The sequence below is a fragment of the Brevibacterium sp. Mu109 genome (genome assembly GCF_900169375.1).
Taxonomy (GTDB): domain Bacteria; phylum Actinomycetota; class Actinomycetes; order Actinomycetales; family Brevibacteriaceae; genus Brevibacterium; species Brevibacterium yomogidense_A.
The window spans coordinates 69,635-95,780 of sequence record NZ_FXZF01000006.1 but is presented as its reverse complement, the minus strand read 5'-3'; the positions used below and the strand labels follow the sequence as shown (position 1 = coordinate 95,780).

General features: G+C 69.8%; 25 protein-coding genes. 16 read left to right on the top strand and 9 right to left on the bottom strand.

Annotated features, from left to right (window positions below):
- Window positions 1–12: 12 nt before the first annotated feature.
- Window positions 13–2,631 (top strand): ATP-dependent chaperone ClpB, encoded by a 2,619-nt coding sequence (clpB, locus tag BSP109_RS05340; protein ID WP_101599632.1) that lies wholly within the window; start codon window positions 13–15, stop codon window positions 2,629–2,631.
- Between the two features lie 87 nt (window positions 2,632–2,718).
- Here clpB and BSP109_RS05335 read toward each other — a convergent pair whose 3' ends face one another.
- The 8 genes from BSP109_RS05335 to BSP109_RS05305 all read right to left on the bottom strand — a co-directional run bounded on the left by BSP109_RS05335 (window position 2,719) and on the right by BSP109_RS05305 (window position 10,103).
- Window positions 2,719–3,438: a prepilin peptidase gene (locus BSP109_RS05335; RefSeq protein ID WP_180959622.1), complete on the bottom strand. Its 720-nt coding sequence runs from the start codon at window positions 3,436–3,438 to the stop codon at window positions 2,719–2,721.
- A complete protein-coding gene (locus BSP109_RS16885) occupies window positions 3,422–3,823 on the bottom strand; it encodes a hypothetical protein (RefSeq protein WP_146001085.1) in 402 nt (133 codons plus the stop codon). Before BSP109_RS16885 ends, BSP109_RS05335 begins: the two co-directional genes overlap by 17 nt.
- 5 nt (window positions 3,824–3,828) lie before the next feature.
- Window positions 3,829–4,383, bottom strand: a complete 555-nt coding sequence (locus tag BSP109_RS05330) for a hypothetical protein (RefSeq protein WP_146001084.1) — start codon at window positions 4,381–4,383, stop codon at window positions 3,829–3,831.
- 86 nt (window positions 4,384–4,469) lie between these two features.
- Complete coding sequence (locus BSP109_RS05325) at window positions 4,470–5,972, bottom strand: hypothetical protein (RefSeq protein ID WP_101599629.1); 1,503 nt, start codon at window positions 5,970–5,972, stop codon at window positions 4,470–4,472.
- 141 nt (window positions 5,973–6,113) lie between these two features.
- A complete protein-coding gene (locus BSP109_RS05320) occupies window positions 6,114–6,527 on the bottom strand; it encodes a hypothetical protein (protein ID WP_101599628.1) in 414 nt (137 codons plus the stop codon).
- Entirely contained in the window at window positions 6,527–7,762 is a 1,236-nt protein-coding gene (locus BSP109_RS05315; RefSeq protein ID WP_101599627.1) for a hypothetical protein, read from the bottom strand. Before BSP109_RS05315 ends, BSP109_RS05320 begins: the two co-directional genes overlap by 1 nt.
- Window positions 7,759–8,217 carry a DUF192 domain-containing protein gene (locus BSP109_RS05310; RefSeq protein WP_101599626.1) on the bottom strand — a complete coding sequence of 153 codons (459 nt, stop codon included), beginning with the start codon at window positions 8,215–8,217 and terminating at the stop codon, window positions 7,759–7,761. The genes BSP109_RS05315 and BSP109_RS05310 overlap by 4 nt, the downstream gene beginning before the upstream one ends.
- Before the next feature lie 14 nt (window positions 8,218–8,231).
- A complete protein-coding gene (locus BSP109_RS05305; protein ID WP_101599625.1) occupies window positions 8,232–10,103 on the bottom strand; it encodes an OmpA family protein in 1,872 nt (623 codons plus the stop codon).
- A gap of 204 nt (window positions 10,104–10,307) precedes the next feature.
- On the opposite strand from BSP109_RS05305, the gene BSP109_RS05300 reads away from it, so the two are divergent.
- The 15 genes from BSP109_RS05300 to BSP109_RS05235 all read left to right on the top strand — a co-directional run bounded on the left by BSP109_RS05300 (window position 10,308) and on the right by BSP109_RS05235 (window position 25,299).
- A complete protein-coding gene (locus BSP109_RS05300) occupies window positions 10,308–11,156 on the top strand; it encodes a hypothetical protein (protein WP_101599624.1) in 849 nt (282 codons plus the stop codon).
- Entirely contained in the window at window positions 11,153–11,926 is a 774-nt protein-coding gene (gene cpaB / locus BSP109_RS05295) for a Flp pilus assembly protein CpaB (protein ID WP_101599623.1), read from the top strand. The genes BSP109_RS05300 and cpaB overlap by 4 nt, the downstream gene beginning before the upstream one ends.
- Window positions 11,927–11,961: 35 nt before the next feature.
- Window positions 11,962–13,725, top strand: coding sequence for an AAA family ATPase (locus tag BSP109_RS05290; RefSeq protein WP_180959621.1), 1,764 nt, complete (start codon window positions 11,962–11,964; stop codon window positions 13,723–13,725).
- Window positions 13,726–13,733: 8 nt separating this feature from the next.
- On the top strand, window positions 13,734–14,180 hold the full coding sequence (locus BSP109_RS05285) for a TadE/TadG family type IV pilus assembly protein (RefSeq protein WP_101599621.1): 447 nt from the start codon (window positions 13,734–13,736) through the stop codon (window positions 14,178–14,180).
- Window position 14,181: 1 nt separating this feature from the next.
- Window positions 14,182–15,546, top strand: coding sequence for a CpaF family protein (locus BSP109_RS05280; protein WP_101599620.1), 1,365 nt, complete (start codon window positions 14,182–14,184; stop codon window positions 15,544–15,546).
- A 1-nt stretch (window position 15,547) separates the two neighbouring features.
- Window positions 15,548–16,477: a type II secretion system F family protein gene (locus BSP109_RS05275; RefSeq protein WP_101599619.1), complete on the top strand. Its 930-nt coding sequence runs from the start codon at window positions 15,548–15,550 to the stop codon at window positions 16,475–16,477.
- Window positions 16,477–17,367: a type II secretion system F family protein gene (locus tag BSP109_RS05270; protein WP_101599618.1), complete on the top strand. Its 891-nt coding sequence runs from the start codon at window positions 16,477–16,479 to the stop codon at window positions 17,365–17,367. Before BSP109_RS05275 ends, BSP109_RS05270 begins: the two co-directional genes overlap by 1 nt.
- The gene (locus tag BSP109_RS05265; protein WP_101599617.1) at window positions 17,367–18,671 is read left to right on the top strand and encodes a sensor histidine kinase; all 1,305 of its coding nucleotides are present in this window, start codon (window positions 17,367–17,369) and stop codon (window positions 18,669–18,671) included. Before BSP109_RS05270 ends, BSP109_RS05265 begins: the two co-directional genes overlap by 1 nt.
- Window positions 18,668–19,438 carry a response regulator transcription factor gene (locus BSP109_RS05260; protein ID WP_101599616.1) on the top strand — a complete coding sequence of 257 codons (771 nt, stop codon included), beginning with the start codon at window positions 18,668–18,670 and terminating at the stop codon, window positions 19,436–19,438. Before BSP109_RS05265 ends, BSP109_RS05260 begins: the two co-directional genes overlap by 4 nt.
- A gap of 170 nt (window positions 19,439–19,608) precedes the next feature.
- Complete coding sequence (locus BSP109_RS17245) at window positions 19,609–19,857, top strand: hypothetical protein (protein WP_180959620.1); 249 nt, start codon at window positions 19,609–19,611, stop codon at window positions 19,855–19,857.
- 22 nt (window positions 19,858–19,879) lie between these two features.
- Window positions 19,880–20,536, top strand: coding sequence for a pilus assembly protein TadG-related protein (locus tag BSP109_RS17240; protein ID WP_180959619.1), 657 nt, complete (start codon window positions 19,880–19,882; stop codon window positions 20,534–20,536).
- A 49-nt stretch (window positions 20,537–20,585) separates the two neighbouring features.
- Window positions 20,586–21,125, top strand: coding sequence for a hypothetical protein (locus BSP109_RS05250; RefSeq protein WP_101599614.1), 540 nt, complete (start codon window positions 20,586–20,588; stop codon window positions 21,123–21,125).
- 100 nt (window positions 21,126–21,225) lie between these two features.
- Window positions 21,226–23,871: a hypothetical protein gene (locus BSP109_RS05245; RefSeq protein WP_101599613.1), complete on the top strand. Its 2,646-nt coding sequence runs from the start codon at window positions 21,226–21,228 to the stop codon at window positions 23,869–23,871.
- A 57-nt stretch (window positions 23,872–23,928) separates the two neighbouring features.
- Entirely contained in the window at window positions 23,929–24,774 is an 846-nt protein-coding gene (locus BSP109_RS05240; protein ID WP_101599612.1) for a lytic transglycosylase domain-containing protein, read from the top strand.
- 9 nt (window positions 24,775–24,783) lie between these two features.
- Window positions 24,784–25,299, top strand: a complete 516-nt coding sequence (locus BSP109_RS05235; RefSeq protein WP_101599611.1) for a hypothetical protein — start codon at window positions 24,784–24,786, stop codon at window positions 25,297–25,299.
- Window positions 25,300–25,335: 36 nt separating this feature from the next.
- Here BSP109_RS05235 and BSP109_RS05230 read toward each other — a convergent pair whose 3' ends face one another.
- On the bottom strand, window positions 25,336–26,127 hold the full coding sequence (locus tag BSP109_RS05230) for an exodeoxyribonuclease III (protein ID WP_101599610.1): 792 nt from the start codon (window positions 26,125–26,127) through the stop codon (window positions 25,336–25,338).
- Between the last annotated feature and the right edge of the window lie 19 nt (window positions 26,128–26,146).

Sequence of the window (26,146 nt, the reverse complement as noted above, 5' to 3'; positions counted from 1 at the left end):
GAAGAAGGACCTATGGAAGCGAAGTTCACCACCAAGAGTCAGGAAGTGCTGGGGGCTGCGGCGAAGGATGCCGTGGCTCGCGGTCACGGCCACATCGAACCCGCCCATCTGCTCGCCCAGCTCGTCGCCCAGCCGGACAGCATCGCGGTGTCGCTGCTGGAAGCGGCGGGGGCCTCGGCGGCGGATGCGGCGAGTGCCGCGAAGCGAGTGCTCGACGGCCAGCCGACCGTCTCCGGGTCGTCCGTGACCCAGCCGGGCCTCTCGCGGCCGTCCATGCAGCTCATCAATGCGGCGGAGCAGGAGATGCAGGCGCTGGGCGACCAGTTCGTCTCCACCGAGCACCTGCTGCTGGGGGCGGCGGCGGACACCGGCGACATCGGCCAGGCGCTGCAGCGCGCCGGCGCGGGCCGCGACGCGCTGCTGGCCGTGCTGGACCAGGTGCGCGGCGGGAAGAAGGTCACCAGCGAGGACCCGGAGTCCACGTTCCAGTCGCTCGAGAAGTTCGGCGTCGACCTCACCGCGGTCGCGCGCGAGGGCAAGCTGGACCCCGTGATCGGCCGCGACGCGGAGATCCGCCGGGTCGTGCAGGTGCTCAGCCGCCGCACGAAGAACAACCCGGTGCTGATCGGCGAGCCCGGCGTCGGCAAGACCGCCGTCGTGGAAGGCCTCGCGCAGCGCATCGTCGCCGGTGACGTGCCGGAATCGCTGCGGAACAAGCAGCTCGTCAGCCTGGACCTGTCCGCGATGGTCGCGGGCGCCAAGTACCGCGGCGAGTTCGAGGAGCGGCTCAAGGCCGTGCTCGAGGAGATCAAGGAGTCCGACGGCGAGGTCGTCACGTTCATCGACGAGATCCACACGCTCGTCGGCGCGGGCGCCGGCGGCGATTCGTCGATGGACGCCGGCAACATGCTCAAGCCCATGCTGGCGCGCGGCGAGCTGCGCATGATCGGCGCGACCACACTGGACGAGTACCGGGAGAACATCGAGAAGGACCCCGCGCTGGAGCGCCGCTTCCAGCAGGTGTTCGTGGGCGAGCCCAGCGTCGAGGACTCCGTCGCGATCCTCCGCGGGCTCAAGGAGCGCTACGAGGCGCACCACAAGGTGACGATCGCGGACTCCGCCCTGGTCGCCGCGGCGTCGCTGTCGAACCGGTACATCGCTGATCGGCAGCTGCCGGACAAGGCGATCGACCTGGTCGACGAGGCCGCCTCCCGCCTGCGCATGGAGATCGACTCCGCACCCATCGAGATCGACGAGCTGCAGCGCTCCGTCGACCGCCTCAAGATGGAGGAGATGGCGCTGTCGAACGAATCCGACGCGGCATCGAAGGAGCGCCTGAAGGCGCTGCAGCAGGAGCTCGCGGACAAGCAGGAGGACCTGGCCGGCCTCACCGCCGTCTGGGAGCGCCAGCGTGCGGGCCTCAACCGGGTGGGCGACCTCAAGGAGAAGCTCGACGACCTGCGCAACCAGGCCGAGGTCGCCCGCCGCGACACGGACCTGGCGACCGCCTCCCGCCTGCTCTACGGGGAGATCCCCGCCGTGGAGAAGGAGATCGCCGCCGCCGAGGCCGCAGAGGCCGAGGATGCGGGCTCCGGTTCCGGGACGGGCACCGGCCGGCCCATGGTGGGCGACCACGTGACGGCGGACGACATCGCCGAGGTCGTCGCCGCCTGGACCGGCATCCCCGCCGGCCGCCTGCTGCAGGGGGAGCGGGAGAAGCTGCTCCACGCGGAGGACGAGATCGGCAGGCGGCTCATCGGCCAGCATGCGGCGGTCGAGACGGTGTCGGACGCGATCAGGCGCTCACGCGCGGGAGTGTCCGATCCGGACCGGCCCACGGGCTCGTTCCTGTTCCTGGGCCCCACGGGTGTGGGCAAGACGGAGCTGGCGAAGTCCCTGGCCGACTTCCTCTTCGATGACGAGCGCGCGATGATCCGCGTCGACATGAGCGAGTACGGCGAGAAGCACTCCGTGTCCCGCCTGGTCGGCGCGCCTCCCGGGTACGTGGGCTATGAGTCCGGCGGTCAGCTCACCGAGGCCGTCCGCCGGCGACCGTACTCCGTCGTGCTGCTGGACGAGGTCGAGAAGGCCCACCCGGACGTGTTCGACATCCTGCTGCAGGTTCTGGACGACGGCCGGCTGACGGACGGGCAGGGGCGGACCGTGGACTTCCGGAACACGATCCTCATCCTCACGTCCAACCTGGGCTCGCAGTTCCTGGTGGATCAGAGCCTGGCCAAGGATGAGCAGCGGGCGAAGGTCATGGACATCGTGAACCTGTCGTTCAAGCCGGAGTTCCTCAACCGCCTGGATGACGTCGTCGTCTTCGACGCACTGAGCACGAAGGAGCTCTCCCGCATCGTCGACCTGCAGATCGGGCTGATGCAGAAGCGGCTCGCGGAGAAGCGGATCACGCTCACCGCGACGGACGCGGCGAAGGACTGGCTGGCGATCGAGGGCTACGACCCCGCCTACGGCGCTCGCCCGCTGCGCAGGCTCGTGCAGCGTGAGATCGGCGACCGGCTGGCCAAGCAGATCCTGTCCGGCGACATCCACGACGGCGATGCCGTGACGGTGGACCGACCGGCGGAGTGCGAGGAGAAGGGCCTGCGGCTGACCGCCGTGCGGTGACGCGAGCGGCACGCAGCACGATGAGCAGGGGCGTCCGACAGCAGATGCTGTCGGACGCCCCTTGGCGTGTGCTGTGCTGCCCGAGTCTCAGGCGTGCAGGACCAGGCCCAGGACGATCGTGGCACCCACGAGGAACGGGCCCATGGGCAGTGTGGTCTTCGCCCCGCGGGTGGACCGCCCCCGCAGGCGCTGCAGGAGGAGTGCGGACAGGCCCCAGAGGAGCGCGGCGACGAAGCCCAGGAAGACGCCCCCGACGATCTCCATCCAGCCGAATGCGCCCAGACACGCACCCAGGGTGGCGCCCAGCTTCACATCGCCCAGGCCGAAGTCGCCGCGGCTCACTATCGCCAGGACGAAGAAGACTGCAGTGAGGGCGACCAAGCCCAGCAGTGCGCGCCCCCCGGTCCCCCACTCGCCCAGCACCGTCGCGTGGACGGCGAGTGCCAGAGCGCTCGCCCCCGCCAGCGGCAGGCTCAGCAGATCGGGGATGCGCCGCTCCCGCACGTCGACCAGCGCGATGAGGGGCCCGCAGGCACTCAGCAGCGCCAGGGGGAGGACCCCCGCGAAGTCCCAGCCGTGCAGCGCGATCTGCACGAGAGCCAGGCCCAGACCCAGCCCCACGACTGCACTGACCACGAACCGGGATGGCGCCTCACGGCGGAAGACCCGCCACTCGAAACGGTCGGTCGCCGTGTCGCCGTCCGGGGCCGGACGCGTCGATGCCGACCGGACTGCGACCGACCCGTCGGAGGCCGGTTCGCCCGTCGTCGTGTCACCCGGTCGTGCTGCGTCAGCGTGCGTGCTCATGCGCATACCCCCGTGTCTCCGGTGTGTGCTCCAGCAGGGAGACGCGCACGAACGCGCTCAGCCCGAATCCGACGGTGGCCGCTGCCACCGCGATGACAGGGGAGACCCCATAGGCCCACGGCATGCCCGCGAACACGCCGCTGAACGCCGCGATGATCGCCTGCGACACCGCCAGCACGACGGGCACCGCGAAGACCGCGATGAGGTGGTCGCGCTCCAGCGGCCGTCCGTGCAGGGCGTGCACCCAGTCCGCCGCGACCGCGGCGAGGAACGGGCACATCAGGAACCAGAGCGGATCGGTCGTGCCCACCAGCAGGGAGATGAGCAGGTCGAGGGTGAAGTACACCCCGATCGCCCACAGCCAGGGTCGGATGAACTCCCGCATCCCGGTCAGCTCTCCGCCGAGGGATCGAACTCCAGCGAGTTGCGGATCTGTTCGATCTGGTCCTCGCTGAGGCCGCCCTCCGTGTTCGTCGTGAGCTCGACGACCGCGGTCTTCCCGCTGGACCGGTCCGCCACCGCCCAGAAGCGGCCGGTGTACGTCGCGCCGTCGCCGGCACCGGTGAACTCGAACTGCATCTCCTGGGCCTGGTCCGCGCCGTCGACGGAGATCTCCGATTCCGTGCCCTGCTGGAACGTGCCGCCGTACCAGCCCTCGAACGTCGCGCGGGAGGACACCTCCGACAGCGCCGAGGTCGCGTACGGTCCGGAGTCCAGCTCCGGTGCGATGCGCACGCGGGCCGTCGCGCCGTCCACGGAGCTGTCCGCGCCCACCGTCCACATGTCCGACAGTGCCTCGGAGGGGGAGTCCACCCACTCCTCGGGCACGGAGACGGTGACGGGGCCCGCCTGGATCTCACGCCCCGCGGGCTGACCGCAGCCTGACAGGAGGAGCATCGTGAGCCCCATCGTCGCAGCCAGCGCCATCCGTGCTCTGTGCATCATCGTCCATTCCTCTTTCCGTCGACGTCTTCGATTCCGACCACCGGACACCGGCGAGACGGCCGCTGTCCGTGCGCCTGCGGCGCTGCTCACTGTCCCAGGCAGTCCACGTTCTGGATCCTCTCCCAGCCGTTGGGTCCATGCCGCCACACGTACGCGTCGTTCAGGGTGCTCGACGACGAGTCGTCGTTGAAGCCGTAGCCCAGGCCGATGCCGAAGAGCTTGCCGCCCCACTCGTCGCCGTCGTCGTTGAAGACATTGTCGTAGTAGGTCTCCGTCAGATCCGTGACGTCCGGATCCTTGATGATATCCATGAGCCCCTGCTGCTCCGGGGTGAGCGCACCCTCGAACCCGTTGTTCTCGATGTCGCTCAGGTTGGGGATGCCGCCCGGGTTCTGGATCCAGGCCTCGAACTTCGCACGTGCAGCCGGGTCCGTCAGGTCGAAGTCCGCACTGTAGCGGACCGCGCTGCTGTCACTGGTGCCGTCGCCGCCGGCTTGGAACACCTGGGTGATGTCCACGCCCACCACATTGCCGTCGTTGTCGACGGTGTAGGAGAGGATCGTGCCCGTTCCCGCATTGCCGCCGATCGACTCGTCCAGGACACCGCCCTCGCCGGAGACGTCGCCCTTCAGCTCGATCGAGTACGTCCGCTGGTCATCGGCGGTGGAGTCGCGGTCGGATCCGCGATCGTGCTCGACGATGACCTCACCGCCCAGCGACAGTTCGCCCCCGGCCTCGGGCAGCAGGTCGACGATCTGCTGGGGGACGTTCGCGCCTCCATCCGACTCACCTTCGCCTGAGTCGCCGGATCCGTCCCCGCTGCCGTCCCCGCCGGATCCGTCCCCTCCGGATCCGTCTCCCGTGTCGTCACCGCCGCCCAGGTCGATGCCCGCATCGCCGCCGCCGTGCAGGTCCAGTTCGTACTGGTCGTACGTCTTCTGCGGGTCCGACGGCGGTTCGTGCGGGTTGAGCCAGGGGCCCACGAAGGGGACTTTGTTCCGCCAGTCCTCGACGCGGTCCTGCTGGTCCTGCGCGAACTGCTCCGCGTCCTCCCACGAGTCGAAAACCCAGGTATCGCCGTTGCCGTACGTGAAGGTGCCGCCCGCACCCAGATCGATCTCCACGTAATCGCCGGCCTTGACTTTGCCCGCATCGACGTCGACCCCACCGCCCCACTGGTCGACCAGGGAGACCTCCGCGGTGCCGTCGGAGTACTTGGTGATCTTCAACTGGACGCCGCCGTCCAGCGTGATGAAGAGGACGTCGACCTTGGAGCCGTGGCCGTCGGTCTCCTCCGACACCATGCAGGTGGGCAGATCGTCCTCGGGGCTCTCCTGCCCCTCGCAGGCACCGCCGCCACCGCCGGGGATGTGGGACAGGATCGAGCAGATGCTCTTCTCGATCCCCGCGTTGAGGTCCGCCTTCCACGGTGTCGCGGCGGTCGCGATGATGACGATTGAGACGACGACGATGACGCCCACGTACTCGACCGTGCTCGCTCCCCGCTCGCCGCGGGTGCGCCAGAGGCGTCGCAGATCGTCGAACCCGGACCGGGACGCGAAGCGCTCAGAGCGCGAGGAGGGGACCATGCCGTGATCGTATGGACGGACTCGCGCCGAGCGCATGGGCTCGAAGGCCCAAAGCGAGGCCCAACCTGGGGCCCAGACGGGGGCCCAGAACGGCCCCGTCCACAGCGGTTCCGGGCCCCGGCCTCGGCGGCGGTCACCGGTTCACGCACGGCGGGCTGTCCGCATCGCCCACAGGCAGCCGGCCGCTGCGGCGATGACCGCGGTGGCCGCGTCGATCCCCAGCCCTGCGAAGAGCAGCGGGTCCGGAGGCTGCGCCAGGAGGAGCGCGCAGACGGTGAACGGCAGGATGACCGTCGCCGTGCCCAGGAAGGCCCCCGGCAGGACGTTCGCGAACACGCGGCGCAGCGGTGCGCGACGGTCCAGCATCCCGCGAGCCACGATCTCCGAGTAGGCGAACCGGACCAGGCAGAGGGCGGCGACGAGGAGCACGACCGCGGGCATCGCCCCCAGCAGCATGCCCAACGCCGGTCCCGCGCAGATCGCCGCGACGATCATGACGAGGGTGATCGCCGCGTGGGACCACAGCGCGTGGAGGAAGGACGGACGGTGCAGCATCAGGCCGCATCCTCCTCGTCCGGCTGCTCCTCCGGATCGTCGCACGAGAGCAGCGGCTGGAGCTGCGAGCCCGCCACCGCCAGGTCCGCAGATCTCGCGTCGACCACCTGCTTCTCCATCGCCTGATCCGCGGATGACCGCACGATGCTCAGCCCCATCGACTCGACGAGGTCCTCCGGCTGCGCGTCCGGTCCCGTCGCGATGGTCGCCTCCGCGAAGACCGCATCGCCGGCGAGCCGGTCCTGGAGTGCGGCCGAGGCGTCGGTCCCGAACGCGTCCGCAGTGTCCCATGCGGCGTGGAAGACGGTCGCATTCGTCTGGCGGCGCAGGTCCAGCGAGTAGACCCGCCACACGGCACCGTCGTCGTCCAGGGAGAGCGAGCGGGACGGCTGGTCGCCGGCCGAGTCCGCGGCGCGCAGCGCATCGAGGCTCCACTGCTCGGAACCCCAGCCGGCGATCTCGACGCGCTGCGGCGTCCCGCCCTGCGCGTGCGTGACGCTCACAGACAGCAGTCCGGTGAGACCCAGCTCGGCTGCGAAGCGCGCCGCCTGGGGCTGCGGGGATGAACCGTCCTCCGTCCCCAGATCCAGGACGGTCACCCGGCGCGACGTGCCGGAGACCGAGTCGCGCTCCTCGAGTTCGCCCAGGACGCCGTCCCGGGGGCCGGTGCGCTGCGCGGTGGCGCGAGGTTCCTGCTCCGTGTCGCCGATGAGGCCGATCGTCCCGGCGGCTTCCCGGAACCCGTCCGCGACGCCGGCCGGGGCCGGACCGGCACCGGCGTCGATCGCGGCCGTCGCCGTCGACGATCCGGCCAGCAGCCAGCGCTGCGCGGCGGCACTGTCCGGGAACGCGTAGAGCAGCACGGAATCCTGCTGGTCCGGATCGTCGACGGCGACCTCGACCTGTCCGTCTCCGTAGGTCGAGGCGCGCTGCGCGCCGTCGATGCTGGTCGTGGAGAAGGCGAGCAACTGGCCGGCCATGAGCCGGTCGCGCCCCACCGCTTCGCACGTGGGCAGGACGGAGACGGGTTGATCGCAGCCGGTGCTGGAGCACACAGCGCCCGTCAGGCGGTTCCCCACGCTGCTGCCCACCGGCAGCAGGAGTGCCGCGACGATCGTGACGGCGATGAGCAGCTTGGGAGCGCGGGCGTCCGAGGCCGCCCGCCGCTCCTCCTTCGACGCCTTCTCTCGCGGCGGGAACACCGCGTGCAGCAGATCCCGCAGCCGGTCGTTCATGCCTGTGCCCCCAGCGCCGGGATGGGTTCCGGGACCACCCGGGCGCCCACCGTGATTCCCCAGCGCTCGAAGGACCCGGGCGCCGCCTCCAGCACCGCGACGCTATCGCGGACCAGGCCGTGCGCGTGCCACGGGCGCAGGGCGGCGGTTCGGAGGACCGTGCCGTCCTCCGCCAGGTAGGCCGTCTCGAGCGGCTGGGTCATCCCGATGCCGTGGACGGAGCTGCACGGGACGATGAGCAGGGCGGTCTCCCGAGACAGGAGGAGTCCGCGCAGGCGACGCAGTGAGTTCGCCGCGACCGGGACCTCGGGCGCGGTGCGATCCGAGGACGGGTCAGGGACCGGAGACGGCGCGTCATCTGCGTCTGCACCGGCGTTCGCCGCGGGCGGCTCGATGCGGAGGCGCGCGATCCGGGTCGAGGCGCGCAGCGGGGCGAAGACTCCTCGATGTGCCATGGGTCCGGGCCTCCTCAGCTCTGTGCGTCGGAAGGCTGTGCGTCGTCCGACTGAGCGTCTTCTGACTGCGCGTCGCCGGGTTGGGAGCCGTCCGCCTGCGCGTCGTCCGGCACCGGCAGGCGCAGCTGCGCGGTGTCGCTGATGCGCAGGACGACCTCGTCACCGGAGAACTCCGTGTCCGAGTAGTGGGCCCACAGGGTGAGCGGTTCGCCCGACAGGTCCGTGGCGATCGACGAACCCTGCGCGCACAGGCAGTCGGTCGACGCGGCGGTCGTGGGGGACAGGAGCGTCTGCGCGTCCTCGTCGAGGAGGCTGAAGTTCGCGGTCGTGGGGTAGGTCGACAGGGACGCATAGGGGTTCGGGCCGAAGTACTGCTCGCCGGCCCCCGGTCGCGTGACCGTCAGCGCGTCGTCCTCGTAGGACCCCGACGCCGTCGAGACCTGTGCCTCGAGGCGGATCCCGTCGTCGAAGCGCTCGAAGGCGGTGACGGACACCTGGATCTCCGAATCATCGCCGTCGCCGGTGCCCGTCATGACGCCCTCTGCGATCGCGTCCGGATTGGGAGTCGCGGCGTCCTCCATGTCCGGGATGTCCGGCAGCTCGCGGCCCGCATCGACCGCGGCATCGACGTCTTCGACGGACTCGAAGGAGAAGGACACGCGGCGGTTCTTCTCCTGGTTCGCCTCGATCGCCTGGTTCTGGGAATCGCGGTTGGGGAAGGCCGGGCGGGTCTCGCCGAAGCCCTCGGTCTCCAGCGTGATGTCGGAGCCCTCGAGACGGCCCGCCATCTCCTCCTCGACCGCGGCGGCGCGACGCTCGGAGAGTTCCTGGTTGTAGGGGTCCTCACCCTCGTCGTCCGTGTGGCCCTCGACCGTGACGGGCTGGCCTGCAGCATCCTCCTTCAGCTGCTCGGCGGAGTCGTCGAGGATGTCCTGGGCCTCGTCCGTCAGCTCGTCCGAGTCGAAGTCGAAGAGGACGTCCGCGGGCAGATTCACGCGCGTGATCTCCTGGTCCTTCTCCACGAAGGAGCCGCCGACCGTCTCCTCCGTGGAGGTGAGCGGGACGGAGCGCGAGACGGTGGCGCCGGCGCCGTAGCCCCACGGGAACTCCTGCGCGATGGACGAGCTGATCGTCACGTTCGTGAGCTCCTCGTCGTACGTCATCGCCTGCCCCTGGCTGACGGGCACATCTGCCAGCGGCTGGAGGGATTCGCCGGCGAGCACGTCGACCTCGTCGCTCGCAGGCGCGGGGAAGTCGAGGTAGAAGAGCTCGGTGGGGTCGCTCGACGGGTCGCTGGGCGTGGAGTTCGCGACCGCGGAGCAGACGCACTGCGTCTTGTGGACGGTGTCCGCCGCGGGACCGGCGTCCGGCACGTTCGCGGGGGAGCCGGGATCGAAGTTCCCGCTGCCGCCGTCGTGCTGGAGCGGTTCGAGCAGCGTGCCGGTCTCCCGATCGACGAGGCGCACCCACGGGCGCAGCCCCACACTCTCCGCGGAGCTCGTGAGGATGTCCGACGCCAGTCCCTCCCCGTCGACCGGCTGCAGCCAGGCGCCGATGAGGCGGACGGACTCCCCATCGGAGTCGAGCGAGACGATCTGCAGCTTCGCGCTCCCGGTCCCGCTCTCCGTGGGAAGAGTCACAATCTGCTCGGCCACCGGATCCGGGAGTGTGTTCGACCGGTGGAAGCCGCCCTCCTGGACGATCGCGGGCGGTGCGTCCGCCTGCTCCGAGGTGGCCGCACCGCTCTCGTCGGGCTCTCCGCCGCTCCCGTCCTCGCCCCCGGATGTGCACCCGGAGAGCAGGAGGACGGCGGTCGCGGCGAAGGCGCCCACGCGCCGGATCCCGAGTCCTGAGACGCGACGAACGTGCAGTGTCTGTGCGTGCATGGGGCAGACAGTACACGAGCCCAGAAGTCGTCAAAGTTTAAATGTATGCCGTATGACCTGCTGTGATACAAAAGGGGAGGCTTCATGAACGGCAGGTGACGGAGTGCGCGCAGCCAGTGGTTCGGTGGTAGCTTCACCGATGGACTGCGCCCGGGGTGCGGTAGCTGGACCACTTACTGAGAAGGATTCCGAAGAGAGGGCACGATGGCGGCGACGAGCTCCGCGATGCACCACGCCGCGCCTCCGCCGGCACCGACCGTGCCTCCACCGCCGGCCCAGGCCCCACCGCTGCAGGATCTCCCGCTCCGCATCGCGGGGCCGCCGGCCTCGATCGACGAGGCCCTGCGATCCGTCGCGGGGTCCGGTCCGGCCCTCGTCATCGTCGACGAGCGCGAGGCCACGGCACAGGAGCAGCTGGTCTCCCACGCCCGTGCCGCATCGACCTTCTCGGACGTGACGATCCACCGCTCGCGCCTGTCCCCGCTGGGCGTCAGTGCTCTGGTGCAGGCGGCGCGCTCGCTGGCCGAGGAGCTGCCCGCAGCTCGCGTGCACGATCTCCTGCCGCGGATCGAAACCTCGATCCGCTGCTTCGCCGTGCTCTCCACCGTGTCGAAGCTGCGCGACCCCAACCCGTCGCTGCTGCAGCACATGCGCAGTTGGTGGCCCACCACCCGCTTCCTCGTCGAGGCAGGCGGGACGGTGCATCGGTTCCGACCGCAGTCGACGACGGACCCGCTGGGCTCGCCGTCGGCCGGGACGCCCAGCGTGCTCCTCGTGGCGGGTGAGGATGGTGCCGTGCAGAACGAGCGCACAGGTCGGATCGTCCGGGGACTGGGTGCGGCCTCGGCGATGGCGAAGCAGATTCCCGCGCACACATGGTGGGGGACGAAGCCGATCGCGGAATACTGCCTCGCCCCGCTGGACCTGCACGGGATCATCACCGGCCACAGCGCGGAGGCACGGCACTGGCACTGCCCCTGGTGTCGGGAGAGCACCAGTGCTCACCCGTGCCGCCTGTGCGGCGGTCAGACAGAACAGGAAGACACTCCATGAATCCTCAGCAGCGACGCGGCGTCATCATGATGATCATCGCCGGACTGGGCGCTGTCGCCGTCTTCATCGCACTGGTCGTCTATGTGCAGTCGGTGAGTGCGGAGGTGGGGCCCCGCTCCACCGTCTACGTCGCGACGGAGGACATCCCCGCGCAGCAGTCGCTCGACGCGGCGCAGATGGAGACGCAGGAGGTGCCCAACAAGTACATCACTCCGCAGATGGTCACGAGCCAGGAGGAGCTGGCCGGGCAGAAGGCCTCCGTGCCGATCGCAGCGGGATCGTGGATGCAGACGGACATGATCGCGCCGGCCTCGGCCCTGGAGGACGGACAGCGCGAGATCTCCGTGAACTTCGAGGCGGACACCGGCATCAACGGGCGTGTGGCTCCCGGCGACACGGTCGACGTCATCGCGTCGTTCGCCAAGGAGCGCGAGAACGAGCAGGGTGCGGAGTCCTATCGCCGCGCGGACATCCCCTACAACACGGCGGGGATCCTGGTCCGCAATGCGCAGGTCGTGTCCGTGGGCCAGCCCGTCGACCCTAACGCGGCCGTGGGCGCGGCGGATGAGACCGGAGCGCAGGTGCAGATGGTGCCCGTCACCTTCGCCGTGAGTGTCGAGGACGCCGGCCGCCTGGCCTACGGCGAGTCCTTCGCGGTGAACATGCGCCTCATGCGGTCGGGCAACAACGAGACGGGCACGCAGGTGGACGAGGGCGCGACGACGTTCGACGACGTCGACCTGCAGGAGATCATCGGCAGCGACGGCTGACTAGTGGGCGATCGATGATGAGTGAGAAGGCAGGAATGAACGCATCCACCAGCACCGCCGTGCTCTGCTGCGCTGACAGCGGCCGAGCGTGGGAGATCCGCCAGGGATTCGCGGATACGGGCGTGAGCGTCGAGCGCCAGTACGGCTCGACAAGCGCTCTCATCCCTGCGCTCGCGGACCTCGACCCGGACTCCATCGATCTGCTGATCCTCGACGAGGGCGTCACCCCCATGAACGTGTGGGACCTTTGCCTGGAGGCCTCCGTCAAGCTGCCGTCCACGGCGATCATCCTCGTCCTCGACAGCCCGGACGGCACGAAGCTGTCGAAGGCGATGGACGTGGGCGCGCGCGGCGTCGTGGGATTCCCGCTCAGCTACGAGGACGTCGCAGCACGTGTGACATCCGCACTCAACTGGACGAAGACGGTGCGGACGGCTGTCCGCAGCCGCAGTGACGAGCAGCTGAGCGCGGACACGCGCGGCGGCTCGATGGTGACGATCGGTGCAGCGAAGGGCGGGACCGGAGCCAGCACCATCGCGCTGCACCTGGCCCGAGCTGCCCAGGCCGCACGCCCGCAGGCGAAGGTCGCCCTGGTCGATCTGGATCTGCAGAAGCCGGACCAGTCCATCCTCCTGAATGTGCCGCTGCACCGGACGGTGACGGACCTGCTGGGCGTCGTCGACGAGCTGACGCCACGCCAGCTGGAGGACGTGCTCTTCACGCACGAGGACGGCTTCTCCGTCCTCTTCGGCCCGCGCCACGGCGAGGAGGGCGAACTGGTGGGGGAGCGCGAGGCCCGGCAGATCCTGGGCATGCTCCGCTCCCGCTACGACGTCGTCATCGTCGACATCGGCTCCGTCATGGGAGAGGCCAACTCGACGGCCGTGGAGATGGCGGACGAGGCGTTCATCGTCTCGACCTCCGACGTCCCCTCCCTGCGCGGCGCGCGACGGCTCAGCGAGCTGTGGCAGCGGATCGGCGTGCGGAGCACGCAGGCGACGCGGATCATCCTGAATCGCTGCGATCGCACGGATGACATCCAGCCGGAGGCAGCGCGCAAGATCGTGAGCCTCCCCGTCGTCGACGTGCACCTGCCGGCGGACCAGCGCGCGCTGCAGTTGGCGGCAAACCGCCGCGATCCGTCGCTGGCACTGCCGGGCTGGACCAAGCGGATCCGTGAACTGGGAGTGGAGATGAAGGTCGTCCCGGCGGACAGCCTGGACCTGCCGGTCGAGCCGAAGGAGCGGAAGAGGAAGCGGCGCGGGAAGAAGGTCGCCGCTGCTGACCAGGACCTGTCCCTCGAAGGGGATGCCGCGGGCGGACCGGGGGAATCCGGTGGACGCGGTGATGCCCGAGGCGTCGACGGACAGGGCGCGGAATCGCTCGCACTGCCCGATGACCCGTCATCCGGCGATGCGGACGAAGTCCGCGGGGGGACCGGCAGGCGGGCGCTCAGCAGGCGTGCGGCAGCCGAGCGCGGCCAGTCGACGCTCGAGTTCGTGGGGCTCATCGCCCTGTTCGGACTCATCGCCGCAATCGGATTCCAGACGGTGCTCATCGGCATGACGTGGGTGTTCGCCGCGAACGCTGCGAACGAGGGCGCCCGGGCGGCGGCGGTGGGCGACAGCGCCCGCGCCGCGGCGGTGGCCCGCACCCCTGCCGCCTGGCAGGACGGCCTGAACGTGAGCGAAGGGACCTCCGAGGTGGACGTGCGCATGCGCACGCCGCTGCTGGTCGACATCAGCAAGGATCTGCAACTGGTGATCCCTGCCAGCGCCGGGATCGTGAAGGAGCCGTGAGGGGCACGATGACTAGGACCGAGGCCGTGCTGATCGACGCGGAGACGCCGGTGCAGACGCAGGGGAACAGACGGGCCTCGCGTGAGCGGGGGTCCGCGACGATCGAATTCACCGGGACGTTCTTCATCTGGCTCACCATCGTCATGGTGTGCCTCCAGGCGGCTCTTGCGATGTTCGCGCTCAGCCAGGCGAACTCCGCCGCCCGCAACGCGGCGCGCGCAGAGGTCGTGACGGTGGGCGCGGGACAGTCGGCGGGGAAGGCCGCGCTCTCCGCACCGCTGCGCAGCGGATCCTCGACCTCGTGCACCTCGTCAGCGATGGTGAGCTCGACGGGATCCGTCACGTGCTCCGTCACCGTCGCGATGCCCATCCTGGCGCTCGACTGGATCACCGAATGGGTGTCGCCGGTCACCGTCACGCGCGATGCCGAGCAGCCGATGACCGAGGTGCGCTGACATGTCACTGCTGCAGCGCGCGGAATACAGCCGCGAGGTGCGAGGGGAGGCGGACGACACCCGTCCCGCCGGACCGCGGACCCCGGAGGAGCGCTTCAACGACTCCGTCCGCGAGTACCGGCGTATGCTCCTGGACGAGATCGACCTCGAAGAGCTGGAGAAGCTGGGACCCTCGCAGCGGCGGGTGAGGCTCGAGCGGGTCATGAGCCACCTCGTCTCCCGCAACGGGCCGGTGCTGGCCGCGCGGGAGCGGCAGGCGATCATCAAGCGCGTCGTCGACGAGGCGCTGGGCCTGGGCATCCTCGAGCCGCTGCTGAATGATGAGTCGATCACCGAGATCATGGTGAACGGGCCGGACGACATCTACGTGGAGCGCAGCGGACGGCTGGAGCGCCTGCCGCTGTCGTTCTCCAGCGACGACCAGCTCATGCAGGTGATCGACAGGATCGTCGCCGGGGTCAACCGGCGCATCGACGAGGCCTCGCCCATGGTCGACGCGCGACTGGCGACCGGCGAGCGCGTGAATGTCATCATCCCGCCGCTGGCGCTGGACGGACCCACACTCACGATCCGACGGTTCCCCACCCCGTACTCGCTGGACGACCTGCAGGGCAAGGGCAGCTTCGACGCGCTCTCGCGCGAACTGCTGGCCGCCTGCGTGCGCGCGCGCTTCAACATCGTGGTGTCCGGCGGTACCGGTACCGGCAAGACGACGATGCTCAACGCCCTGTCCGGGCTCATCCCGGACGACGACCGCATCGTCACGATCGAGGACTCCGCGGAGCTCCAGCTCCAGCAGCCGCATGTCATCCGCCTCGAGTCACGGCCGGCGAATGTCGAGGGGCGCGGACAGGTGACGATCCGCGACCTCGTCCGCAACAGCCTCCGCATGCGTCCCGACCGCATCATCGTGGGCGAGGTGCGCGGCGGCGAGACCCTCGACATGCTCCAGGCGATGAACACCGGCCACGACGGGTCCCTCGTGACCGTCCACGCGAACAACACCCTCGACGCCGTCTCGCGTCTGGAGACCCTGGCCTCCATGAGCGAGGTGAAGATCCCGTTCGAGGCGCTGCGCGACCAGATCAACTCCGCCGTCGACCTCATCGTGCAGCTGTCGCGCGGAGCGGACGGCTCGCGCAGGATCACGGAGATCGCCGCGGTGACGTCGCAGAGCCGGGAGGAGTTCGAGCTCACGCCGCTCATGCGGTTCCGGTCGAACCCCGTGGGGGCGGACCGCCGCGTGTCCGGGGTCCACGAGATGCAGGAGATCCCGGCGATCGTGGCGGACCGGCTGTGGGGGGCCGGCCAGCAGCTGTCCGCGGGCTTCCGCATCGCCGCAGACTCACGGATCCCGAGGTCCTGACGTGCCCCTGTCCGTCGTGCTCGTCGGAGCCGTCGTCGTCCTCGTCATCGGTGCGATCGGCGTCACCTCCCTGGCGCTGGGCACCGCCTCGCAGTCCGATGTCGTCCGGTCGGAGCGCGGCGCGCGGGGCGCGAGCTTCCGCCACACCGTCATCCGCCGGATCAACTCCGCCTTCCTCCGCTTCCGCGTGGGCGAGGCGCTGTCGACCGCACTGATCCAGGCGAACATCCGACAGGTCTACGCGATCGAGTATTTCCTGGGCGGGCTGCTCGTCACACTGCTGGTGCTCGTGAGTCTGCTGAACGTGGTCGCGCCCTTCTACGCGCTGCTTCTGGCCGCACTGGTGGGCTGGGGGCTGTGGAGTCTCCTGTCGTACCTGCGCGAGAGGCAGCGCCAGCAGTTCATCGCTCAGCTGCCGGAGTTCGCCCGCATCATGGCGAACTCGACGAATGCGGGTCTGTCGATGACGTCCTCGCTGCGGGTCGCGGCGCATGAACTGGCGGACCCGGCCGGTCGCGAGCTCACGATCCTCGAGCGCGAGCTGGCCGTGGGTACGCCGCTGGATGTGGGGCTCGAGCGGATGTCCGACCGTATCAAGGGCCGCGACCTGGACGTCCTCGTCTCCACGCTCGTCATTTCGCAGCGTGCGGGCGGCTCGCTCATCAGTGCGCTGCGCGGTCTCTCGACCACACTCGAGGACCGCAAGGAGACCCGACGCGAGGTCAAGACGATCGTGACCCAGTCGAGCTTCACGGGGTACCTGGTCGTCGCCTTCGGCGTGGGCTTCGTCCTCGTGATGAACATGATGACCCCCGGTCTGCTGTACAAGCTGACCTCGACCGTCATCGGCCAGATCGCGATCGTGCTCGCCGCGCTCGCGTACGCCGCGGGCCTGCTCATGATCCACCGGCTCACGCGGGTGAAGCTCTGATGATCGCACTCCTCATCGCACTCGTGGGTGCGGGCATCGTCGTCATGGCCTACCTGGGGTACCGGAACTTCCGCGCCGACCCACTGGCCGAGCTGGCGCCCGAGGACCGCATCCTCGTGAACGAGCGCGGCCGCAGGCGGACGGCGACGGGACCGATCTCCCGCCTGGGGCAGCGCCTCAGCCCGCCGATGGCACGCATGCTGGGCACCGGGTACCGGAAGCAGTCGGACCACCAGATCGATCTGGCGGACGGGAAGCCGTACACGGATTTCGAGCAGTTCATGGCCTACAAGGTGTCGCTGGGCCTCGTCATGGGCGGTGGCGGTCTGGCCATCGCGATGCTGCTGAAGATGCCTCTGTTCATCCCGATCCTCCTGGTGCTGGGCTTCTTCCTCCCGGACCTGCAGCTGCGTCAGGCGGGGAGGAAGCGGCAGAGCGAGATCGACGATGCGCTGCCGGACTTCCTCGACGTGCTCGCGGTGACGGTCTCCGCCGGTCTCTCCTTCCGTTCCTCCCTGCGCAAGGTGGTCGAGCGGACGGATGGTCCGCTGGCCGTCGAGATGCAGCGGACCCTGCGCCAGATGGACGTGGGCGAACCACGGACGGTCGCCTTCACGAACCTGCGGAAGCGCACGGAGTCGGATGCGCTGGAGAAGTTCGTCGTCGCGCTGGTGCAGGCGGAGGAGTTGGGCGCCCCCCTGGTCGACGCCCTCGACCAGATCGCGCTCGACATGCGTCGCGACACCGCGCAGCGCGCCCGCCAACAGGCGTCCAAGGCGTCTCCGCAGATCGCCGGCGTCGTCACGATGGTCATGGTGCCCGGCACCATGGTGCTCATCCTCGCCACCATGTGGTTCGGTTCCGGCTTCGACTCGATGGAGCTGTTCTGATGGCGGGCGCGCGGGCGGTGGATGCACCGCGTGACTTCGCAGCGGCCGTGGGCAAGGTCGTCGTGACCGCCCGCATGCTCTTCGTCTACCCCGTGCTCCTGTCGTGGACGGAGCGGACCCCCACAGTGGGCGAGATCATCCTGGTCGTGGTCCTCGCCGGGCTGTCGCTGACCGCACTGCTCCGGTGGCGTTGGATGGCCCGCTTCATCCGCAGCCATCCGATCGTCCTGAGCTTCGAGATCCTCGCCGCCGTGGGGGTCATGATCCCTGCGGGGATCGATTCCCCCTATCTCCTGTACCTCAGCACCTCCGCCCTGCTCATCGGGATCCTCACCCGCGGACTGGGCCGGGCCCTGCTGGTTGTCACCCTTCTGCTGGGATACGCCATCAGCAGTCTCATCACGACGTCGCTGGGGGCGGTCATGGCGCCGGAGGAGTTCCTCATCCGCACCGGCACGTCGCTGGGCGGTCTGGTCCTCCTGTCCGTGCTCGTCTACCTGGGCAGCACGATCGACAGGCTGCAGGACCGCGTGGACCGTGCGGTGGAGCTCGCGACGCAGAACACGCGGGAGGCCGCGCTGGGAGAGGAGCGCAGCCGCGTGGCGCGGGAGCTCCACGACTCGACGGTCAAGTCGCTTGTGGGAATCCGCCTTCTGGCGAAGTCCACGACTCTGGACGCGTCGCAGACGGAGTCCGCGGTGAAGCTCATCGCGGACTCCGCGCAGGTGGCGATCGACGACTCACGTCGCATCCTGGCGAACCTGCGGACGGAGGAGGTGCCGCCGCTCTGGCCGTCCATCCGTCGAGTGGGGGCGGAACTGACCGCGCTCCACGGGCTGCCCGTCTCGATCGAGGGCGACACGACGGCGGAGCCCGTGTGCCGCATCCGCTACGGCGTGCGGAAGGTGCTCGAGGAGGCGCTCATGAATGCGGCGCTCCACTCCGGTGCAGAGCGGGTAGCGGTGCAGGCGGCTCTGGCTGCCGAGGGCCTGCAGATCGACGTGGTCGACGACGGGACCGGGTTCGACCTGGGCGATGCGGAGCGCGGCGGGCACTACGGGCTGGCTGGGATGCGCGAACGAGCGGCGGCACTGGATTGCCTGCTCCGCATCGAGTCGGCCACGGACGCGGGGACGACGGTCCGCCTCACGGTGCCGCTGGCACTGCTGGAGACGACCTCCGCCGAGGTCCCGTTCGGCGGAGTCGGTCCGGCTCCCCTCCCAGCCCAGGCCGTGGAGGACGACACACACGACGAGCGAGTGGAGAACGGGGCGGCGAACCTGGGAACGAGGGCGGGAACGTGAACAGACGACTCAGGGTGCTCATCGCGGACGACAATCCGATCGTGCGGATGGGACTCGAACGGATCATCGAGGCGAGTCCGGATCTGGAGCTCGCGGGATCCGCGCAGGACGGGGCCCAGGCGATCGAACTGGCCGCGGACGCGCAGCCGGACATCTGCCTGCTGGACGTGCGGATGCCGGGGACGAACGGGATCGAAGCCGCCCAGGCCCTCGCCACGACCTATGCGGTCGTCATGCTGACCCACAGCGAGGAGTCCGAGGTCATCACGGCCGCGATGCGGGCCGGCGCCCGGGGCTACCTCATCCACAGCGACCTGGAGATCGAGCACCTCTCCTCCGCGCTGCGGACGGTGGCCGCCGGTGGTCTCCTGTTCTCGCCCAGTGCCACTGCTGTCGTGAGCAGTGCGTTCGGTCCGGCTGCTCCGCAGGGGGAGCCGGGCGGAGACCCCACGGCGGCGACGGCCGCCAGCGCGGCGCAGACGGCCGTGCAGACCCGCCCCGCTGTGGGGACGGCCTCGCGCGGGGCCACCAGCGCGCTGTTCGGCGCGCGGACGGACGATCTGGGATTCGACCTCACCCGGCGCGAGACGGAGGTCATGGACCTCATCGCGGAGGGGTACACGAACAAGCGGATCGCGACGACCTTCTTCCTGTCGGAGAAGACCGTCAAGAACCACGTCAACAGCATCTTCTCGAAGCTGTCCGTCAGCTCGCGTGCGGAGGCCGTGAGCCTCTGGCTGCGCCGGGGAAACGGTAGCGAGTCGTGAGGGGACCCGGGTGCCGCATGGGTCCGCGGCTGGGCCTCCGGACCCATCTCCAGGATGAGCCCGCGATTGGGTCCAGGGTCTCTGTCAGCGGGACCGCCCGCCCGGAAGTATGGACACCGTCAGCACGACGGAATCCCCGGACAGGATCCGGACACGGAAGGAACAGAACGATGCAGAAGCTCCAGCGCATGGCCCTCACGATCGACAACCAGGCCAAGCAGTACGCAGAGGCCGCCAAGGGCGCTCTCGCGGATCGCCGCGAGGACGGTCAGGGCACCATCGAGTACGTCGGCATCATCGTCATCATCTCCATCGTCATCATCGCGGTCGCCGTGTTCTTCGAGAGCATCGGCACGGCGAAGCTCACGGAGGGCATCGGCACCGTCATCGACAACATCCTCGGCAAGACGGCCGCCTGAGCCACTGAGAGGCACACACCTCATGACGGATTTGTTCCGGCGGCGCGAGGACGGGCAGATGGCTCTGCCCGTCCTCCTGCTGTCCCTTGCGATCCTCGCCGCCACGATCGGCGGCTTCATCGTCGCCGAGGCGGTCGATACGCGCACGCGGGCCCAGAAGGGTGCGGACGCCGCAGCGCTCGCCGCCGCTCGCGACGTCCGGGACGACATGATCTGGACCTTCTCGCGCGGCCACATCGTAGTCTCGCCCGTGGGCCCGATCACCCGCTCCACGTGGCCCACAGCGTTCGGCATCTCGAGCATGAGCGGATCTCCGGGCGCCACGGACTTCGCCCGGCGCAACGACACGACGCTGTCCTCCTATCGACCCGGCATCCAGCGGATCACGACGGACGTGACGACCTCGTCGAAGGTCGAGTCACCCGTGGGCCGGAAGGCGCGGAAGTCCGTAACGGGCGAGGCGACCGCGACGGCCCAGATTGACTCGAGCGGCATCCGCTGCCGGCACCACACCATCATCCGGGAGCCGCGCACCCGCGTCATCGTCTCGTGGAAGGTCACGTGCCGGGGCAACGGTTCGGTGGCTCACGCGTCGTACACGGGACCCACGGCGCTCACTGCGGTCATCGCCAACGAGGACGCGTGGCGCAAGCTCTTCGACATCCGTTTGGTCGACTGATCAGACGCAGCGTCGCACGCACCATTCCACCCAGCAGCGAGGAGGCACCATGACAGACCAGCCGTGGCAGCAGGGACCGCAGCCGCGACCGCAGCAGCCCTACCGCTTCCGAATGCCGCAGTCCTGGCCGCGCTCGGTCCAGGACGTCCTGCCGGCCGGCGGTTTCGGCGGCCACATCTTCTCGCAGCAGGGCGTGCCCATGCTCGTCTCCATCGCGTTCTGGATCCTGCTCGTCAGCTCGGCGCTGGGCCTGATCCTGTCCGTCCTGGGACTCGTCGCGATGCTGGGCGTGGGCCTCTTCGCGTACAGCGGCGCCGTCGTGCCCGCGCTGGTCGCCACCGTGATCGTCGCACTCAGCGTCGTCATCTGCGCGCTGCAGGTGCTCCTGTCGTTCAAGATCCGCGAGGCCAGCGAATGGGCCCGCTTCGTGCTGTCCGTCCTCACCGTCGTGGGTCTCATCGTGGGAGCGGGCGGGCTCGTCGCCGGTGGCTCCGGCGGCGGGATGACCGGACTGCTGGGCATCGCCGTCGTGGTCCTCCTGTGGCTGCCGGAACCCAACGAGTGGTTCCTCGCGTCGCGGCCCTCGTAGTTCACATGCCGCTCACCTGGACCTGATGGTCTGCCCCCTGGCCCACGTGCGACAGCGCGAGGGCAGATCGTGCTCGAAGATCCAATTGGAGAACTGATCCGTGCCCCCTCCCGATTCCCGTCCGTTCTGGGGCGCCGCCCTCGCCGCTGCCCTCGTGGCCGCGCCTGCCCTCGCCGCGATCGCGATCCCACCCGGGGGCGCGGCCGCGCAGACGGCCTCCGCCGGCACCCTGACCGTGGGGTGGGGCGACACCGGTTTCGGCTGGTCTGACAAGGACGACGAGCCTCATGACGCCGCCGGCTCCGTGCTGACGCTGGACGACGGGCGAGCAGGTCTGTCGGTCGTTCCGCACTCGGACGGCGACACGGAGCAGCCGTACCCTCTGTCACTGCGCGGGGTCACCGCGCATCCGGTCGACGGGCAGGGCCGGATCGGCGAGACGATCGACGTCGACCCTCTGCTCTCCATCGACGAGGTGCCGCGCGAGGTCGAGGCCATGGATCAGGCGGACAGGTCCCTCCTGACGCCGCGCCGGCTGGCGGACTCCGGCCTGCCCAACAGCAGCGGCAGCGCGTTCGACATCGACCACGCACTCCACACGGAGTGGTCGTTCCTCATCCCCTCCGACGCGATGTCGGCAGAGACTGCGCAGGCGGACACGAGGGGAGGCATCGCCTACTGCGTCGCGGTGGAGACCGGCAGTGTCCGCACCGCGCAGAACGGCACGGCGGAGGGACACGGGGCGCAGTCCGTCCTCACATTCCGCGATGAGGACATGCAGCTGGAGCCGATGCCGGAGCCCACGAGGCCGGCCCCCACCCCCACCACGCTGCCGACGGGCACGCCCTCCCCGGTGCCGCCGGCGGACGAGGAGACACCCGGTCTGCGCGACGGCGAAACGGCCGGCGGTCTGGGCAGCACGACGGATGAGGAGCCCGGTCTGCAGGAGCCGGCGAACATCCCCTCGGCGATCCCGCCCACAGTCGATCCGGGTCCAGATCCCACGTTCACAGCGAACCCGCCCACGGCGGGGCCCACAGAGCCCGCTCCGACCGAGCCCGCGCCGGATCCCACGTTCACGGCGAACCCGCCCACTCTCGAACCCACCGAGGTCCCCACAGACGAGCCGACGGAGGAACCCGGTGACGCCACCTCGTGCGCTGAGACCGATGGCGCAGGTGAAACCGATGACCGGGGCGTGGGCGCGCCGGAGTTCGTCCACGGCTCCACGCAGGACGCGATCACGACTCAGGTCGATGCCGACGGCGAGCCCTACTTCCAGGTTCCCGCGCCGCAGCATGCGAACCCCGCCGCCGAGGTCCCGGTCGCCCAGGATCTGACCGGTCCCGGTCTGGACCTGGGAGTCTCCCTGATCTCGGCGCACAGCCTGGGCTTCCGGCTGACCGCGGCACCCGAGGACGGCGCGGTCACGTACCGCAATCAGACGGAGGACGGTGCGTTCGCGGATCGCGGTCATGCGCACCAGCGGATGCTGCTGGACCGCGACGTGCAGGTCGAGCACCGCTGGGCGCCCACGCGCGATGCGCACGCATCCTGGTCATTCACGGAGCGCGGTGTCTACTGCGTCGCGTACGCGGTGGACGGTCCGCGCGCCCGGGCGCTGGATACGGCGCCGGGTACGTCCAAGGGCCTGTCGCCGGATGACGTGCTGCGCTTCGTCGTGGGCGATGCGGATCCGACCTCGGTCGACTGCGCCCGGGAGTCCGAGGACGCGGTGATCTCGTTCCCCGCTGATGACGATGGGGACGGGGACGACGACGGCGGAGACGGCGACGGTCCCGGTGACGACGATGGCGTAGGCGACGACGACGGATCCGAGGGCGGCCTCGGCGGCGACGATGACGACGAGGACGGCGACCGCGGGGGCCTGGACGGCGGCGACCGCGACGACGACTCGTCGGAGGGCGGCATGGATGGTCGGTCCGATGACGAGGACGACGACGAGGATGAGACCCGGGTCGTGGCGGCTCCGGCCTCGGCGGCGGTATGCCCGGCGGACGGGCAGGTGCCGCGGCAGCTGCGCGACGGCGACTTCGCGCTGGCGCTGACAGATGACGGGATGCGGGTGACCGATGTGGCGACGGACGCGACGGTGCCGAACGGCAGCTCCGTCGTCGTGGGCGATACCTCGCGCAGGACGGGGGCCGCCGGCATCGACGGATTCGTGGCGCCGGGAGCGCAGTACCTGGCGACGGGGTCCACCGGTGCACCCAGCTTCACGTGGTCGGCCGGAGGGTTCGACGAGCCGCTCGACCTGCAGATTGAGCAGACGGACGGCGACGGACAGGTCCGGGTCTTCCTGGGCGAGGGAACCGGCGTGAGCGCGGACGGCGGGAGGCTGACGGTGGAACCGGAGTCCTCCGGCACGCTGCTGTTCGGGTTCGACCAGCCCGGCGAGTACGCGGTCACGCTGAGCGACGGAGGCGATCGGGAAGTCGAGTTGGAGTTCGTCGCCGGCGACCGGTACGCGTCCGCGCAGGCCGGAACGATGATGAACACCCTGTTCTCCACCTGCCCGGACGTGTCGTGGACGACGGACCTGCTGACCGCCCAGCAGTCGGAGACCGCTGAAGACTCCGAGCAGTCGGACGGGGCGCAGGCGCAGCAGCAGACCGGCAGCGGTCTGGGCCGCGGCTGGTGGGGCCTAGCCGGGGCGGGCATGACCCTGGCGGGTCTGCTGCTGGTCGCGATCCTGGTGGTCGTGATGCGGGAAGCGCGGCGCTGACGTGGACAGCGGAGCAGGGGCACGTGCAGGAGTGAGTGAACGGGAAGGGGCGCTGCGATGAGGCGACCGGCGAAGGTGTTCGTGGCGATCGCGGGCATGGTGGCCGCGGGACTTGCGGTGGGGTCGGGGACCCTGTTCCTCACCCTGGCGGGTCAGGCCGGGCAGTCGCAGGCGCAGGAGCAGTCCCAGGAGGGCGACGCGAGCCGGGAGGAGGCGGCACCGGACCTGCCGCTCCTCCCTCCGGCGGATCCCGCGGGCCGGGGCGAGCTGCCGCAGGTGGTGGACTCGGAGTGGCTGGATGCGACGGCGGAGGCGACCGGCATCCCCCGGCGGCCGCTGCAGGCGTACGTGGGTGCCGCCGCGTGGACGGCGGACCGGATGCCGTCGTGCGGCCTGGGCTGGAACACGCTCGCGGCGATCGGTCAGGTGGAGACGAACCACGGCCGCGTCGACGGGACGAGGATCCAGGATTCCGGTGACGTCTCGCAGCCGATCGTGGGAGTGGAGCTGAGCGGTGGGTCCGGTATGCGGACCATCGAGGACACGGACGACGGGGAGCTGGACGGGGACGACCAGTACGACCGCGCTGTGGGGCCCATGCAATTCATCCCGCACAGCTGGGCGATGCACGGCCGCGACGGCAACGGTGATCGCAAGGCGGACCCGCAGAACATCGACGACGCGGCGATGAGTGCGGCGGCCTATCTGTGCGCGGGCGGATCGCTCAACGGTTCGCAGGGCTGGGAGAATGCCGTCCTGTCGTACAACGACTCGCTCGACTATGTGCAGGCTGTCTATGATGCGGCGCAGAGGATCGTGGAGGCAACAGGGGAGGGGAGCCCCGCACCTCCTGCAGTGACAATCCCTGCGACGGATGAACCGACGGCGGACGACGAGACCTGAGCGACTCGCATGAACGTGGGAGTCCTGGCCTTCATCGTCGCAGCGGCGGGCTTCGTGGCCCTGCTGATCGGGACGATCGTCGTGGTGCTGTGGCTGATCCGCCGCTCACGGCCGGGTCGAGCACCGGCCCCTGCAGGACACGAGACGCTCGACGGGGTCATCCGGTGCGTGCTCGTGACGACCGTGCCGCGGTCGCGCGGCCAGCATCAGGACGACAACGACCAGCGGCGCGTGAGCGTGCTCATCGACGTCGAGAGCCCGCATGGACGCAGCCGGATCGTCGATCAGCCGGAGCGCCCCAAGTACCTGCCGTGGATCCTGCGGTGGAGGATCTTCACGAAGAACCCGTTCCGCTACGGCGATCTCCAGCTGCTGATCGATGATCCGGACGAGCGCCGGCTGGCAGCCGATGCCGCTCGCGCCGGCGGCTACGAGTTCCGCCTCGAGGAGCCGCTGCGCGTGCTGGTCACCGACACGGGAGGTCAGGGCCGCCGACCGCGCTGGCGGTTGGCCGACGCGCGGTGAGCACGCGGGCCCCTTCCCGCATCGACGTGAGGCTCCTCACACGTCGTAGTCGACGATGACCGGCGCGTGGTCGGAGGCGCCCTTGCCCTTGCGCTCCTCGCGGTCGATCATCCCGGCGGTGGCGGTCTGCGCGAGCGCGGGGGATGCGAGCTGGAAGTCGATGCGCATCCCCTCCTTCTTGGGGAAGCGGAGCTTCTGGTAGTCCCAGAACGTATAGACGCCGGGGCCGGGGGTGAACGGCCGTGAGGTCTCCGTGAGGCCCGCGTCCACCAGTGCCTGGAACGCCGCGCGCTCCTGATCGGACACGTGCGTCGCGCCGTCGAAGGCCTCCATGTCCCACACGTCCTCGTCCAGCGGTGCGACGTTGAAGTCGCCCGTCAGCACGAACCTCTCGTCGCCGTCGGCTGCCACCCGAGCGGCTGCGACCTCACGCAGCCGCTCGAGGAACTCGAGCTTGTAGGCGTAGTGGGGGTGGTCGAGTTCGCGGCCGTTCGGCACATAGAGGGAGTACACGCGCACACCGCCGGTCACCGCGGAGATCGCGCGCGCCTCCAGCGCGGAGTCCTCGCCGAAGCCGGGCATCCCGGCGAAGCCGATCTCCACGTCGTCCAGGCCGACGCGGGACGCGATCGCGACGCCGTTCCACTGGTTGAGTCCGTGGAACGCCACCTCGTACCCGCGCTCGTCGAAGATCTCATGCGGGAACTGCGCGTCCTTGCACTTGAGCTCCTGGATGGCCAGCACGTCCGCGTCGGAGCGGTCGAGCCATGCTCCGATCCTCTCCGCCCGGGCCCTGATCGAGTTCACGTTCCACGTTGCGATGCGCATGGCCCCACCGTAGCGGAGC